This window comes from Aeromonas sp. DNRA1 (assembly GCF_963888745.1).
Taxonomy (GTDB): Bacteria; Pseudomonadota; Gammaproteobacteria; order Enterobacterales; family Aeromonadaceae; genus Aeromonas; species Aeromonas hydrophila.
The window spans coordinates 115,617-129,059 of sequence record NZ_CAWPKQ010000006.1 but is presented as its reverse complement, the minus strand read 5'-3'; the positions used below and the strand labels follow the sequence as shown (position 1 = coordinate 129,059).

General features: G+C 61.0%; 13 protein-coding genes and 1 tRNA gene. 5 read left to right on the top strand and 9 right to left on the bottom strand.

Annotation, left to right across the window (positions count from 1 at the left end; genetic code table 11):
- Positions 1-265 precede the first annotated feature (265 nt).
- From AACQ43_RS18645 to AACQ43_RS18605, 9 genes are all read right to left on the bottom strand, one after another.
- Positions 266-342, bottom strand: a tRNA-Pro gene (locus AACQ43_RS18645).
- A gap of 147 nt (positions 343-489) precedes the next feature.
- A complete protein-coding gene (locus AACQ43_RS18640; RefSeq protein ID WP_076362148.1) occupies positions 490-1,200 on the bottom strand; it encodes an MOSC domain-containing protein in 711 nt (236 codons plus the stop codon).
- Positions 1,201-1,245: 45 nt separating this feature from the next.
- Complete coding sequence (locus tag AACQ43_RS18635; RefSeq protein WP_011707793.1) at positions 1,246-2,088, bottom strand: ABC transporter permease subunit; 843 nt, start codon at positions 2,086-2,088, stop codon at positions 1,246-1,248.
- Complete coding sequence (locus AACQ43_RS18630; RefSeq protein WP_017409743.1) at positions 2,085-2,990, bottom strand: ABC transporter permease subunit; 906 nt, start codon at positions 2,988-2,990, stop codon at positions 2,085-2,087. Before AACQ43_RS18630 ends, AACQ43_RS18635 begins: the two co-directional genes overlap by 4 nt.
- Positions 2,987-4,141: a polyamine ABC transporter ATP-binding protein gene (potA, locus tag AACQ43_RS18625; RefSeq protein WP_011707795.1), complete on the bottom strand. Its 1,155-nt coding sequence runs from the start codon at positions 4,139-4,141 to the stop codon at positions 2,987-2,989. The genes AACQ43_RS18630 and potA overlap by 4 nt, the downstream gene beginning before the upstream one ends.
- Positions 4,142-4,216: 75 nt before the next feature.
- The gene (locus AACQ43_RS18620) at positions 4,217-5,278 is read right to left on the bottom strand and encodes a polyamine ABC transporter substrate-binding protein (protein WP_211162605.1); all 1,062 of its coding nucleotides are present in this window, start codon (positions 5,276-5,278) and stop codon (positions 4,217-4,219) included.
- Between the two features lie 141 nt (positions 5,279-5,419).
- The gene (locus AACQ43_RS18615) at positions 5,420-6,517 is read right to left on the bottom strand and encodes a polyamine ABC transporter substrate-binding protein (protein ID WP_029304954.1); all 1,098 of its coding nucleotides are present in this window, start codon (positions 6,515-6,517) and stop codon (positions 5,420-5,422) included.
- A gap of 54 nt (positions 6,518-6,571) precedes the next feature.
- Positions 6,572-7,933 (bottom strand): aspartate aminotransferase family protein, encoded by a 1,362-nt coding sequence (locus tag AACQ43_RS18610; RefSeq protein WP_042067130.1) that lies wholly within the window; start codon positions 7,931-7,933, stop codon positions 6,572-6,574.
- Between the two features lie 190 nt (positions 7,934-8,123).
- Positions 8,124-9,455, bottom strand: coding sequence for a glutamine synthetase family protein (locus AACQ43_RS18605; protein WP_146062422.1), 1,332 nt, complete (start codon positions 9,453-9,455; stop codon positions 8,124-8,126).
- Positions 9,456-9,923: 468 nt separating this feature from the next.
- Here AACQ43_RS18605 and AACQ43_RS18600 point away from each other — a divergent pair, with 468 nt between their 5' ends.
- The 5 genes from AACQ43_RS18600 to AACQ43_RS18580 all read left to right on the top strand — a co-directional run bounded on the left by AACQ43_RS18600 (position 9,924) and on the right by AACQ43_RS18580 (position 13,404).
- Positions 9,924-10,310: a TraR/DksA family transcriptional regulator gene (locus tag AACQ43_RS18600; protein WP_010635769.1), complete on the top strand. Its 387-nt coding sequence runs from the start codon at positions 9,924-9,926 to the stop codon at positions 10,308-10,310.
- Between the two features lie 170 nt (positions 10,311-10,480).
- On the top strand, positions 10,481-11,338 hold the full coding sequence (locus tag AACQ43_RS18595) for a hypothetical protein (protein ID WP_011707800.1): 858 nt from the start codon (positions 10,481-10,483) through the stop codon (positions 11,336-11,338).
- 51 nt (positions 11,339-11,389) lie between these two features.
- Entirely contained in the window at positions 11,390-11,836 is a 447-nt protein-coding gene (locus AACQ43_RS18590; protein WP_168968232.1) for an Mpo1 family 2-hydroxy fatty acid dioxygenase, read from the top strand.
- A gap of 21 nt (positions 11,837-11,857) precedes the next feature.
- The gene (locus tag AACQ43_RS18585; protein ID WP_024945569.1) at positions 11,858-12,337 is read left to right on the top strand and encodes a CreA family protein; all 480 of its coding nucleotides are present in this window, start codon (positions 11,858-11,860) and stop codon (positions 12,335-12,337) included.
- A 77-nt stretch (positions 12,338-12,414) separates the two neighbouring features.
- Complete coding sequence (locus AACQ43_RS18580; RefSeq protein WP_011707803.1) at positions 12,415-13,404, top strand: 2-hydroxyacid dehydrogenase; 990 nt, start codon at positions 12,415-12,417, stop codon at positions 13,402-13,404.
- Positions 13,405-13,443 lie beyond the last annotated feature (39 nt).

The window sequence follows — 13,443 nt, the reverse complement described above, 5'->3', positions numbered from 1 at the left end:
GACTCCACCCTGGGCCACCGAGCGGTGGCCCTTTTATTGCCCTGCGCCGGGCAACGGAACTGACGAGACGGATGAAACAGAGAGACAGAGAGACAGAGAGACAGAGAGACAGAGAGACAGAGAGACAGAGAGACAGAGAGACAGAGAGACAGAGAGACAGAGAGCATTGCAGTTGCCCTAGCAAGCCGCAAGCCTGAATATCGCCCTCCACTTGCGCAAACGCCAGATGCGAAAAGGCCGCTCTATTGAGCGGCCTTTTCTAATGTGGTCGGTGTGAGAGGATTCGAACCTCCGACCCCTTCGTCCCGAACGAAGTGCGCTACCAAGCTGCGCTACACACCGATGTCTGCGGGACGGGAATTTACCGAAAGCCCCGACTCGACACAAGCCTTTTTTACGTTTGGAAGGAAAAAAATGGCTGTTCGCTCAACTATTCGTCAGTTCCATCCGTCCTGAGCCGTCAGCGGCCAAAAAATGGCCTGGCAACGCTTATGACGATGCGAGCTGGAATTCGGCCGGGCCGAGCAAGCGGCGACGCCAGTCAGCGACCACACCATGCTCCAACCAGTCTGCCGCATGCTTGCGCCAGTTGGGCGAGAGGGCCGGATTTTCCAGCAGTAACAGCAGGTCCGCCTCGTTGCGCAGCTGGTTGAACAGGATGTCAGCGGTGCGCTTTACCGTCAGCTCAGGGTAGGGCCTGTCCACCAGCTCCAACCGCTCCTGCGGCATCACCATCCCCTCCTCCAGCACCCGCAGCAGCCAGCCACAACGGCCGCTGAGCTGCATCACCTGCGACATCTGGCCATAACCGAAACGCTGGTTGAGCTTGAAGCAGGGGGATCTGGGCTGACTTATCTGGATCAGCACCTCGCCGAGTCGATAGACATCGCCGATGCAGGCCTGCGCCTCGGTCAGCCCGATCCCGGAGAGGTTCTCGCCGAAGGCGGCCGGTTGCCAGGGAGTACGTGGGGCCGCCAGGCCCAGCGCCGTCTGCCAGTTGTGCCACCAGGGGTAGTGATCGGCGGGATAGTAGTGCAGCGCCCGATCCGGGCCGCCATGGTGGCGCTGGTCGCACTGTTCGTCGCCAGCCAGACCATTGGCACCGCACCAGAGCGGTATGGAGGTGGCTTGTTTGTGGATGGCGCTGACAAGGCCGGGAACCAGCTCGGAACCCTGGCCGCTAAAGATGGAGATCCGCATTCTCATCCTCCGGATTGACGAGAGAATGCGGATCTTAACACGAGGTCAGGCGACTGCCTGCATCTGGGTGGTCATGGCGATCTCGGCGCGGCGACGTTTCTCCGCCTTGGCCATCAGATACCAGCTGCCGAAGGTGAACAGCGACACCGACAGCAGGATCAGGCTGGCCACCGCGTTGATCTCGGGTTTCACCCCGAGCCGCACCGCCGAGAAGACCTCCATCGGCAGGGTGGTCGAGCCCGGGCCGGAGACGAAGCTCGCCAGCACCAGGTCATCCAGCGACAGGGCAAACGACATCATGCCACCCGCTGCCAGCGAGGGGGCGATCATCGGGATGGTGATCAGAAAGAACACCTTCCAGGGTTTGGCCCCCAGATCCATGGCCGCCTCCTCGATGGAGAGATCCAGCTCCCGCAGGCGGGCCGACACCACAATCGCCACATAGGCGGTACAGAAGGTGGTGTGCGCGATCCAGATGGTCACCATGCCCCGCTCGGCGGGCCAGCCCACCAGCTGGGCCATGGCCACGAACAGCAGCAGCAAGGAGAGACCGGTGATTACCTCGGGCATCACCAGCGGCGCCGTCACCATGCCGCCGAACAGGGTCCGGCCACGGAAGTGCGGGATCCGGGTCAGCACGAAGGCCGCCACCGTCCCCAGCGCCACCGCCGCAATCGCGGTATAGAAGGCGATCTCCAGCGAACGCAGTACCGAACCTATCAACTGCTTGTTGTCGAGCAGGCCGAAATACCACTTCAGCGACCAGCCGCCCCATACCGTCACCAGCTTGGAGGCGTTGAAGGAGTAGATCACCATGATGATCATCGGCAGGTAGATGAACAGCAGCCCCAGCCACAGCATCAGCTTGGCAAAACCAAAGCGCCTCATACTTTACCCTCCAGCTCTTTGGCCTGGTTGCGGTTGAACAGGATGATCGGAATGATCAGCACCGCCAGCATCACCACCGCCAGGGCGGACGCCACCGGCCAGTCACGGTTGTTGAAGAACTCCTGCCACAGCACCTTGCCGATCATCAGGGTCTCGGGGCCGCCCAGCAGCTCCGGAATGACGAACTCGCCTACCACCGGGATGAACACCAGCATGCAGCCGGCGATGATGCCGTTCTTGGAAAGCGGTACCGTGATCTGCCAGAACCGCGTCAGGTTGCGGGCGCCGAGGTCGGAGGCCGCCTCCAGCAGACTTTGGTCGTGCTTGACCAGATTGGCGTAGAGCGGCAGTACCATGAACGGCAGGTAGGAGTAAACGATGCCGATGTAGACCGCCAGGTTGGTGTTGAGGATCTGCAGCGGCTCGTTGATGAGGCCGATGCCCATCAACAGGCTGTTGAGCAGGCCGTTGTTGCTGAGAATGCCCATCCAGGCGTAGACCCGGATCAGGATCGCGGTCCAGGTCGGCATCATGATGAGCAGCAGCAGAACGGTCTGGGTCTCCTTGTTGGCCCGGGCGATGGAGTAGGCCATCGGATAGCCGATCAGCAGGCAGAGCACTGTGCTGATGAAGGCCATCTTGAGCGAACCGAGATAGGCCGCGATGTAGAGCTCATCCTCCTGCAGCAACAGGTAGTTGCCCATGTGCAGCAAGATGGTGAGCTGATCGTCGGCCCAGCTCACCACGTCGGTGTAGGGCGGGATCGCCACGTCCGCTTCGGCGAAGCTGATCTTCACCACTATGATGAAGGGCAGCAGGAAGAACAGGAACAGCCAGAAAAACGGGATGCCGATCACCAGCTGCCGCCCCCCCAGTGCCTTCAGTCGTCTCAATGCCATCATGATTGCAGCACCACGCCGCTGTCATCTTCCCAGTAGAGGAACACCTGGTCATCCCAGGTCGGCCGCTTGCCGTGGCGTTCGGCGTTGGCGATGAAAGCCTGAACGATTTTGCCCGAAGGCAACTGGATGTGATAAACCGAATGACCGCCCAGATAGGCGATGTCATAGACTTCGCCCTTGGTCCAGTTGAAGTCCGGATGCTCGATCTCCACCGGCTTTTGCAGGCTCATCAGCAGTTTCTCCGGCCGCAGGGCGTAGGTGACCTTCTTGTTCTCGGCGCGGGAGCTGATGCCGTGGCCCACATAGATGGGCTGCTCCAGATCGGCGCAGGCGATGGTGGCGTGGTCCTGCTCATCCTCCACCAGCAAGCCGTCAAACAGGTTGACGTTGCCGATGAACTCGCACACCAGCCGGCTGGCCGGGGTTTCATAGATGTCCATCGGGCTGCCGATCTGTTCAATGCAACCAAGGTGCATGATGGCGATCCGCTCGGCCATGGTCATCGCCTCTTCCTGATCGTGGGTCACCATGACGCAGGTTACCCCGACCCGTTCGATGATCTCGACCAGTTCGAGCTGCATCTGGGAACGCAGCTTCTTGTCCAGCGCCCCCATGGGCTCATCCAGCAACAGCAGCTTGGGCCGCTTGGCCAGCGAGCGCGCCAGTGCCACCCGCTGGCGCTGGCCACCGGAGAGCTGATGCGGCTTGCGGCGAGCATACTGGGTCATCTGCACCAGCTTGAGCATCTCCTCCACCCGGGCATCGACCTCCGCCTTGGGCAGGCCATCCTGCTTGAGGCCGAAGGCAATGTTCTGCGCCACCGTCATGTGGGGGAACAGGGCGTAGGACTGGAACATCATGTTGATGGGGCGCTCGTACGGCGGCATGTCGGTGATGTCGACTCCGTCGAGGAACAAGCGTCCCTCGGTGGGGCGCTCGAACCCCGCCAGCATCCGCAGCAGGGTCGACTTGCCGGAGCCGGACCCGCCCAGCAGGGCGAAGATCTCGCCCTTGTGGATGTTGAGGGACACGTTGTCGACCGCCAGCGTTTCATCGAACTGCTTGCTTACCCTGTCTATCTTGACCAGCACTTCTTTGCGTTGCTGGCTGCCCTCGAGGGCTTTCTTGTAGGCACTGGAGGCTATCGCCATTACCAAACTCCCAAAGGTAATACCGGCCGGGGCCGATCCGTAAAACAGTCTGGCGCCCCGGGATGGGCGCCAAGGTTAGGTTCCGGACTTGATCTTGGTCCAACTCCGGGTGATCAGGCGCTGCACCGCGCGGGGATGTGCCTGCTGCACATACAGCCGCTCCAGCACCGCCTGGGGTGGATAGACGGACTCGTCATTGCGCACGTGCTCCTCCATGAACTCCCCCGCCTTGGCGTTGGGGTTCGCGTAGCCCACATGATTGCTGATCTGGGCAATCACCTCGGGCTGCAGTACGTAGTTGATGAGGGCGTGCGCCTCTTTCACGTTGGTGGCATCGGCCGGGATCGCCATCATGTCGAACCAGAGGTTGCCCCCCTCCTTCGGTATGCTGTAGGCGATCTTGATCCCCTTGCCGGCTTCGTCGGCACGGGCCGCCGCCTGCAGGATGTCGCCGGAGAAACCGGCCGCCACGCAGATGTCGCCGTTGGCGAGATCGCCGATGTACTTGGAGGAGTGGAAATAGGCCACGTAAGGACGCACCTTGAGCAGCTGCTCCTCGGCGCGCTTGAGATCCGCCGGATCCTGGCTATTGGGGTTGAGCCCCAGATAGTTGAGCGCCGCCGGGATCATCTCGTCTGCCGAGTCGAGGAAGGCGACCCCGCAACGGGCCAGTTTCTGCATGTTTTCCGGTTCGAAGATCACGGCCCAGGAGTCAATCTTGTCGACCCCCAGCACGGCCTTGACCTTGTCGATGTTGTAACCGATGCCGTTGGTGCCCCACAGATAGGGCACGGCGTACTGATGATCCGGATCCACCTTGTCGAGCTGCTTGAGCAGCACGGGATCCAAGTTGGCCAGATTGGGCAGCAGGGCGGGATCCAGCTTCTGGAAGGCCCCCGCCTTGATCTGTTTGGCCAGGAAATTGTTGGAGGGCACCACCAGATCGTAACCGGTGCGTCCGGTCAGCAGCTTGCCTTCGAGGGTTTCGTTGGAATCAAACACGTCATAGACGGTCTGGATCCCGGTCGCCCGCTGAAAGTCGCTGAGGGTGGTCTCGCCGATATAGTCGGACCAGTTGTAAAAGTGGACCACAGGGGCTGCCTGAGCCACATTTGCCAACCCCAGAGCCAGGGCCATCGTCACTATCTTGGTTGTGTGCACTTACTCAGTCCTCTTAATGTGTGATTTGCCAGTCGCGCATCCTTACGCGCCGTCCAACCTGTCGGGTGGGTCACCTCCCTCCCGGCCGAACTGCGGACCGGGAGGGGCACTCGTCACTTACTTGCCTGACTTGATCTTGGTCCAGCTACGCGTCATCAGACGCTGCACCTTGGCCGGCAAATCCGGGAAGGTGTAGATCTTGGCCAGCGTCTCGTCGCTCGGGTAGATGCCCGGATCGTTGCGGATCTTCTCGGACACCAGCGGCACGGAGGCCTTGTTGCCGCTCGGGTAGCTGACGGCGTCGGAGATCTTGGCGATCACCTCCGGCTTCATCAGATAGTTCAGGAACACATGGGCCGCTTCCACGTTCTTGGCATCGGCCGGGATGGCCAGCATGTCGAAGAAGCTGCCCGCCCCCTCTTTCGGGATCACGTAGGTCAGGTTGACGCCGTTCTTGGCCTCGATCGCCCGTGACTTGGACTGCTGCAAGTCACCGGAGTAACCGACCGCCACGCACAGGTTGCCGTTGGCCAGATCCGAAATGTATTTGGAGGAGTGGAAGTAGGCGGTATAGGGACGGATAGAGAGGAACAGCTCCTCCGCCTTCTTCAGCTCGTCCGGCTTCTGGCTATCCGGCTTGAAGCCCAGGTATTGCAGGGCAGCCGGCAGCATTTCGGTCGGCGAGTCGAGGAAGGAGACACCGCACTCCTTCAATTTGGCCATGTTTTCCGGTTTGAACACCAGATCCCAGGAATCCACCGGCGCCTTGTCACCCAGCACGGCTTTCACCTTCTCCGGGTTGTAGGCATAACCGATGGTGCCCCACAGGTAAGGAATGGAGTACTGGTTACCCGGGTCGCTCGGTTCGAGCGCCTTGAGCAACGAGGTATCCAGGTTTTGCCAGTTGGAGAGCTTGGACTTGTCCAGCTTCTGGAACACGCCCGCCTTGATCTGCTTGGCCAGGAAGGGGTTGGACGGCACGACGATGTCATAGCCCGAACTGCCGGCCAGCAACTTGGCTTCCAGCACCTCGTTGCTGTCGAACACGTCGTAGACCACCTTGATGCCAGTCTCTTTCTGGAAGTCTTCCAGCGTGTTTGGCGCGATATAATCGCTCCAGTTGTAGACGTGCAACACCTTGTCCTCGGCCATCACCCCGGTACTCATCATGACCAGTGCCACAGAGGCTGCAATCATTCCCGTTTTGAAAGACATCGTCCTTGTCTCCTAAGCAAATTGTATGCGCAAGCCAACCTGCCCGGCGCCCGCCTATCCCCGCAGCTTTGCCGCCGTCAGATCGAGACTGAGCCTGGCCAGATTGACCAATTCATCCACCTGTTCCTCAGTGATCACCAAGGGGGGCGATATGATCATGGTATCGCCGACCGCCCTCATCACCAAGCCATTGTTAAAGCAGAACTCCCGACAGGTCATACCGGCCTGCAGCCCAGCCGGGAAGCGGCTGTTGGTCTGCTTGTCCTGCACTATTTCCAGCGCGGCCACCAGGCCTTTGCCACGGGTTTCGCCCACCAGCGGATGGTCCGCCAGCTCCGCCCAGCGGCGCTGCAAATAGGGGCCGATGGTATCATGAACTCGCTTAACTATGCTTTCGTTTTGCATAAGCGTAATGTTGGCAATCGCCACGGCGCAGGCCACCGGATGACCGGAGTAGGTGAAGCCATGGTTGAACTCGCCCCCCTCTTCCACCAGCACCTTGGCGACCCGGTCCCCCACCATCACGGCCCCCATCGGCAGATAGCCGGAGGTGATCCCCTTGGCCAGACACATGAGATCCGGCTTGATGCCGAAGCCTTCGCTGGCGAACCAGTGGCCAGTGCGACCAAAGCCGCAGATCACCTCGTCGGCGATCAGCAGGATGCCGTACTTGTCGCAGATGCGCTGGATCTCCGGCCAGTAGCTGTCGGGCGGGATGATGACGCCGCCTGCGCCCTGGATCGGCTCGCCGATGAAGGCGGCTACCTGGTCTACCCCCAGTTCCAGAATCTTCTCCTCCAGCTGACGGGCACGGGCCAGCCCGAATTCATGGGCGCTCATCCCCTGCCCCTCGCCGAAGTGATAGGGCTGGTCGATGTGCACGATACCGGGGATCGGCAACCCGCCCTGGGCGTGCATCCCCTTCATGCCACCCAGGCTGGCGCCCGCCACGGTGGAGCCGTGGTAGGCGTTGTGGCGGCTGATGATCACCTGCTTGTCCGGCTGCCCCTTGCTGGCCCAGTAGTGGCGCACCATGCGCAGCACGGTATCGTTGCACTCGGAGCCCGAGCCGGTGAAGAAGACGTGGTTGAGGTGTGGCGGCGTGATCTCGGCCAGCAGGGTCGCCAGCTCGGCAGCGGGCGGGTGGCTGGTCTGGAAGAAGAGGTTGTAGTAGGGCAGTTGCTGCATCTGGCGGGTGGCGGCGTCCACCAGCTCCTGGCGGCCATAGCCCAGGTTGACGCACCACAGGCCGGCCATGCCATCCAGAATGCGCTTGCCTTCGGAGTCTTCCAGATAGACGCCCTCGGCCCGGGTGATGATGCGGCTGCCTTTCTTGTTCAGCGCCTGAAAGTCGGTAAACGGATGCAGGTGATGGCTGGCTTCCAGTTGCTGCCACTCACGGGTGGTATGCTGCATTGCTTGCTCCTCGGTTCCTTCGATTTAAGCGATGTTTGTTGGTCAGTTGATGAGGGGCAGACAACTCCCCCGGTCACGGTGACTCACCGGGTGTCGTGCAGTGCTGCCTGCACCCCAACTGTCTCGATTCACGCGGGAGGGGCTGGCGGCCCCTCCGGGCAGGGTGATGCGCGGCCGGCGCGCATCCGGGTCAAACGTTCAGCAGCAGGAACTCCCGTTCCCAGCGGCTGATCACCCCGAAGTAGGTCTCATATTCCTTGCGTTTGACCGCCACGAAGGCGCGGGTAAAGCGCTCGCCCAGCATCTCCTTGATGGGGTCGCACTGCTCCAGGTGGCTCAACGCCTCCTCCAGCGAGCGGGGCAGGCTGTAGGGCAGCTCATAGGCGCTCGACTTCATCTCCGGCAGCGGTTCCAGCTTCTCCATCATGCCGAGGTAGCCGCAGGCCAGCGTGGCCGCCAGCGCCAGATAGGGGTTGGCATCGGCGCCGGCGAAGCGGTTCTCCACCCGGCGGGCACTGGCCTCGGAGAAGGGCACCCGCAGCCCGCAGGTACGGTTTTCCACCCCCCACTGCACGTTGCGCGGCGCGCTCTCGCCAAAGGTGAGGCGGCGGTAGGAGTTGACGTTGGGGGCCAGCAGCGCGGTCACCGCCGGCGTGTATTTCTGCAGGCCGGCGATGAAGTGCATGAACAGCTCGGAGTGGCCACCGTTCTCGGTGCCGAACAGGTTGTGGCCGTTCACATCTTCCAGACTCTGGTGAATGTGCATGGCGGAGCCAGGCTCGTCACTCATCGGCTTGGCCATGAAGGTGGCGTAAATCCCGTGGCGGTGGGCAGCTTCCCGCATGGTGCGCTTGAACAGAAACACCTGATCCGCCAGATCGACGGCGTCGCCGTGCAGGAAGTTGATCTCCATCTGGGCGGCGCCGGACTCGTGGATCAGGGTGTCCACCTCCAGCTCCTGCGCCTCGCAGTAGTCGTACATGTCTTCAAAGATGGGGTCGAATTCGTTGACCGCGTCGATGCTGAACGATTGGCGGGCCGTCTCGGGGCGGCCGTTGCGCCCCACTGGCGGCACCAGCGGATAGTCGGGGTCTTCGTTGCGCTTGACCAGGTAGAATTCAAGCTCGGGGGCCACCACCGGCTTCCAGCCCTGCTTCTCGTAAAATGACAGGACCCGACGCAGCACGGAGCGCGGCGCGATGTCGATCAGCTTGCCATTGATGTCGAAACAGTCGTGGATCACCTGGGCGGTCGGCTCCAGCGCCCAGGGTACGAAACGAATGGTGTTTGGATCGGGATAGAGCTGCATGTCCCGCTCCAGCGGGTCGATCATGCTGTCGTCATCCGGATACTCGCCGGTCACCGTCTGGGTGAAGATGACCTCGGGCAGCCGCATGCCCCCCTCGCGCAGAAACTTGTTGGCTGGAATGATCTTGCCTCGGGCATTGCCGGTGAAATCCGGAAACAGGCACTCCACTTCCGTGATGCGATTGCTCTCCATCCAGCCCTTGATACTGTCCATGTTAAACCCCGACTTTACGGTTGCCATTGGCAAGGGTGTCTAATATATGGAACACCCTTGTTATCAAATTGTAATCAACACCACCATAAAAGCCCGCCATCAGGGGCAATGTCAAGCGGTGGTGTTTAAAAAACTATAAATAACGGCGCATATAATGACCATCGCGGGGACAAATACTAAACACCCTGGCGTGATAACGACTCACTGCAAGCCCGGTGCCAACAAGCTTGCCGGATCCCCCATGTTCTCAGTCAGACCCTGTCTGAATCGGGTCATTTTTTTGCAAGGGCGCACAATACTTGTCCTCTTTGCTTTGCATGCCTGCATTTTTTTGGTACAAGGCCCGCCCTGATTTGCACTCTCCTGCTTGGATTTGGTGCAAATTCAGGACACAGGGCTTGGTCTGCAGGCAGACAGCCCCCATAAACAGGGATAATTGGGTTAGTAAACTGACTGGTAGTAAATCGTATGTGTGATTTCATGACTGAAGACCAACTGGCCTTTTACAAGGGACAGATCGAGCGCCAGATCCTCGAACTCGAAGATCGCCTCAACTCCCAGGCCAGCCAGGCCATCGCCACCGATACCAACGAGATGGCTGATGAAATTGACCGTGCCAGCATCGAGGAAGCCCGTCGTCTGGAGCTGAACCGCATCGAGCATGACAAGCTGCATCTGCGCAAGCTGCGTGGTGCCCTCAAGCGCATCAGCGAAGGGGATTTCGGTTACTGCGAATCCTGCGGTGACGAGATCTCCCTCAAGCGGCTGCAGGCTCGTCCCGAGTCCCGCTTCTGCGTTGAATGCCAGAGCACCAAGGAGTTCAACGATACCCACGTGTATCGTCGCGTCGCCTGACGCCTCGCTGCCTGCTCACTGTCGTGCGGCGAGCGTCGCCAGCGGGGTGGGCATGCAGGTGACAATGAGGACACCAGGCTGCTCACCCTGGCGGATCACGGCTACGCAGCAAGAGAGTGACAAGTTCTGTTAGACTCCGGGCAAGCCCGGAATCTACAGGAGAGCAGAGAGTGAAATGGTTCCTCAAACTGTGCTTGTGTCTGCCGTTGCTGGCACAAGCACAGACCCTCACGGTCAAGGTTCCCAGCCGGCCGATCAACGACCTCGACAAAGAGTACCAGCTCAAGCTGCTGGAACTGGCGCTGACCCATGCCGGCCAGCCGTTTCGCATCAAGCAGGTCGAACTCAACCTCAACCAGTACAGCCTGCAGCAACAGCTGAGCAAGGGCCAAACCATCAATGTGTTCTGGATGGGCACCTCCAGCGCCCTCGAATCCTCGCTCATTGCCGTGCCGATCCCGCTGTTTCGCGGTCTGGAAGGGCTGCGGCTCTCCTTCATCCACGCCGATGCCCAGGAGAAGTTCAACCAGATCAACTCGCTGGCCGATCTCAAGAAGCTGAAGGCGGCACAGGGGGTGGGCTGGGCCGACAACAAGATCCTGGAGAACGCCGGCATCCCCACCTACTCGGGGCGCTACAGCAACCTATTTCGGCTGATCAACGACGGCGACAAGCTGGACTTCTTCCCGCGCAACCTGGTGGAGATCTTTGCCGAGCGCAGCGAGCTGGTGGCGCAATATCCCAACCTGGTCATCGATCAGCACCTGCTGATCCGCTACCCCTTCGCCGAGTTCTTCTTCGTCAGCCCGGAATCCCCCAAGCTGGCCAAGGCGATCCAGACCGGGCTTGAGCGGGCCTATGCCGACGGCAGCTTCATGAAGTTCTTTCGGGAGAACCCCAAGATCCGCGAGGCCTTGGCCAGCGCCAATCTCGAGCGGCGGGTCACCATCTCCCTGCCCAATCCCGACATGACACCGTTGCTAAAATCCATTCCGGCCCAATATTGGGAGTATCCCCCGCAGGGATAAGAGTCGGCCACCTCAACCAGGGTGGTACCAACAGCGCGCCAGGGAGGTGCCATGAAGGGAATCGAGGAGTGGTTTGAACTGTACGGCCAGAGCCACCGGCACCCGGTCAATGTGGCGATCCACAAGCTGGCAGTGCCCGGCATCTATCTCTGCGCCCTGGCCCTGCTCTGGTGCCTGCCGACCGGACCGCTGCCGCCGTCGCTCAACTGGGCCGCGCTGGTCGCCATCCCGGTGCTGGCCTTCTATCTGCGGCTGTCGTTTGCGCTGTTTGTGGGCATGACGGTGCTGACCGCACTGGGGCTGGTCATTTGCCACAGCTGGCAAGGCCCCCAGCTGTGGCCGGCGCTGGCCGGGTTTGTGCTGCTCTGGATCGCCCAGTTCGTCGGCCACAAGATCGAGGGCAAGCGCCCCTCCTTCCTCACCGACCTGCAGTTTTTGCTGATCGGCCCCGCCTGGGTGCTGGCCAGCCTCTATCGTCGTTTGGGCATTCCCTACTGAGGGAAGCCAACAGGAGAGACCATGAGACATCCTCAGATCCTTGCTCGCACCCTGCCGCTGCTGCTGGGCGCACTGATTGCCGGCCCGGCGCTGGCCGACAAGGCCGACCCGGTCGGCGAGGTGAGCACCGCCTTCAAGCTGTTTGGCCCCAACCACAAGATCCTGGTGGAGGCGTTCGACGATCCCCGCATCGACGGCGTCGCCTGCTATCTGGCGCGCCCCAAGACCGGTGGCGTCAAGGGCGGACTCGGGCTGGCGGAAGATCCCTCCCACGCCTCCCTCTCATGCCACCAGATTGGCCCCATCACCCTGCCCGCCAAGTTGAAGGCGGGGGAAGAGGTGTTCGACGTCAGCACCTCGCTGGTGTTCAAGGAGCAGAAAGTGGTGCGTTTTTACGATCAAAAGCGCAACGCGCTGGTCTATCTGACTTACAGCACCAAGCTGGTGGATGGTTCTTACAAGAGTGCGGTCAGCGCCGTGCCCATCATGCCGTGGGGCTGAATTCCCACCATTTATCCCGTGATGACGACCCATATTTGTTGTAATTTAACTACATCATTATCTGCGGAGAGCGCACCATGAGAGTCGCCGTTTTCAGTACCAAGAGCTACGACAAAGAACACTTCAATCAGGCCAACAGCCAGTACGGTTATGAACTGGAGTTCTTCGACGTGCGGTTGGAGGCCAAGACTGCCCGGCTGGCCCACGGCTTCCCCGTGGTGTGCCTGTTTGTCAACGACGATGCCGACCGCGAGGTGCTGACCGAGCTGGCCACCAATGGCACCAGGGTGATCGCCCTGCGCTGCGCCGGCTACAACAACGTGGATCTGGCCGCCGCCAAGGAGCTGGGGCTGAAGGTGGTGCGAGTGCCAGCCTACTCCCCAGAAGCGGTCGCCGAGCACGCGGTGGGCCTCATGATGACTCTCAACCGTCGCATCCACAAAGCCTATCAGCGCACCCGTGACGCCAACTTCTCGCTGGAGGGGCTGGTCGGCTTCAACATGCACGGTCGCACCGCCGGCATCATCGGTACCGGCAAGATCGGCATCGCCACCCTGCGCATCCTCAAGGGCTTCGGCATGCGCCTGCTGGTGAGCGATCCCTATCCGAACCAGGCGGCCATCGATCTCGGCGCCGAGTACGTGGATCTCGATACCCTGTTCCGCCAGTCCGACGTCATCAGCCTGCACTGCCCGCTGTTCAAGGAGAACTACCACCTGCTGAACAAGGAGGCGTTCGCCAAGATGAAGGACGGGGTGATGATCATCAACACCAGCCGGGGCGGCCTCCTCGACTCCAACGCCGCCATCGAGGCGCTCAAGACCGCCCGCATCGGCGCGCTGGGGCTGGACGTCTACGAGGAAGAAGAGGATCTCTTCTTCGCCGACAAGTCCAACGAGGTGATCACCGATGACGTGTTCCGCCGCCTGTCGGCCTGCCACAACGTGCTGTTCACCGGTCACCAGGCCTTCCTGACCCGCGAGGCGCTGCACGCCATCGCCGACACCACCCTCAGCAACATCCGCGCCATCGACAGCCAGGGTCGCTGCGACAACGAGGTGGAGTAAACCACCGCGCAATAAGCGAGGCGCCGGGTTGTGAGACCC

Excerpts from the sequence above, each read along its gene's own strand:
- AACQ43_RS18640 (WP_076362148.1), bottom strand. The coding sequence starts at position 1,200 with ATGCGGATCTCCATCTTTAGCGGCCAGGGTTCCGAGCTGGTTCCCGGC.
- AACQ43_RS18635 (WP_011707793.1), bottom strand. The coding sequence starts at position 2,088 with ATGAGGCGCTTTGGTTTTGCCAAGCTGATGCTGTGGCTGGGGCTGCTG.
- AACQ43_RS18630 (WP_017409743.1), bottom strand. The coding sequence starts at position 2,990 with ATGATGGCATTGAGACGACTGAAGGCACTGGGGGGGCGGCAGCTGGTG.
- potA (WP_011707795.1), bottom strand. The coding sequence starts at position 4,141 with ATGGCGATAGCCTCCAGTGCCTACAAGAAAGCCCTCGAGGGCAGCCAG.
- AACQ43_RS18620 (WP_211162605.1), bottom strand. The coding sequence starts at position 5,278 with ATGGCCCTGGCTCTGGGGTTGGCAAATGTGGCTCAGGCAGCCCCTGTG.
- AACQ43_RS18615 (WP_029304954.1), bottom strand. The coding sequence starts at position 6,517 with ATGTCTTTCAAAACGGGAATGATTGCAGCCTCTGTGGCACTGGTCATG.
- AACQ43_RS18610 (WP_042067130.1), bottom strand. The coding sequence starts at position 7,933 with ATGCAGCATACCACCCGTGAGTGGCAGCAACTGGAAGCCAGCCATCAC.
- AACQ43_RS18605 (WP_146062422.1), bottom strand. The coding sequence starts at position 9,455 with ATGGACAGTATCAAGGGCTGGATGGAGAGCAATCGCATCACGGAAGTG.
- AACQ43_RS18600 (WP_010635769.1), top strand. The coding sequence starts at position 9,924 with ATGTGTGATTTCATGACTGAAGACCAACTGGCCTTTTACAAGGGACAG.
- AACQ43_RS18590 (WP_168968232.1), top strand. The coding sequence starts at position 11,390 with ATGAAGGGAATCGAGGAGTGGTTTGAACTGTACGGCCAGAGCCACCGG.
- AACQ43_RS18585 (WP_024945569.1), top strand. The coding sequence starts at position 11,858 with ATGAGACATCCTCAGATCCTTGCTCGCACCCTGCCGCTGCTGCTGGGC.
- AACQ43_RS18580 (WP_011707803.1), top strand. The coding sequence starts at position 12,415 with ATGAGAGTCGCCGTTTTCAGTACCAAGAGCTACGACAAAGAACACTTC.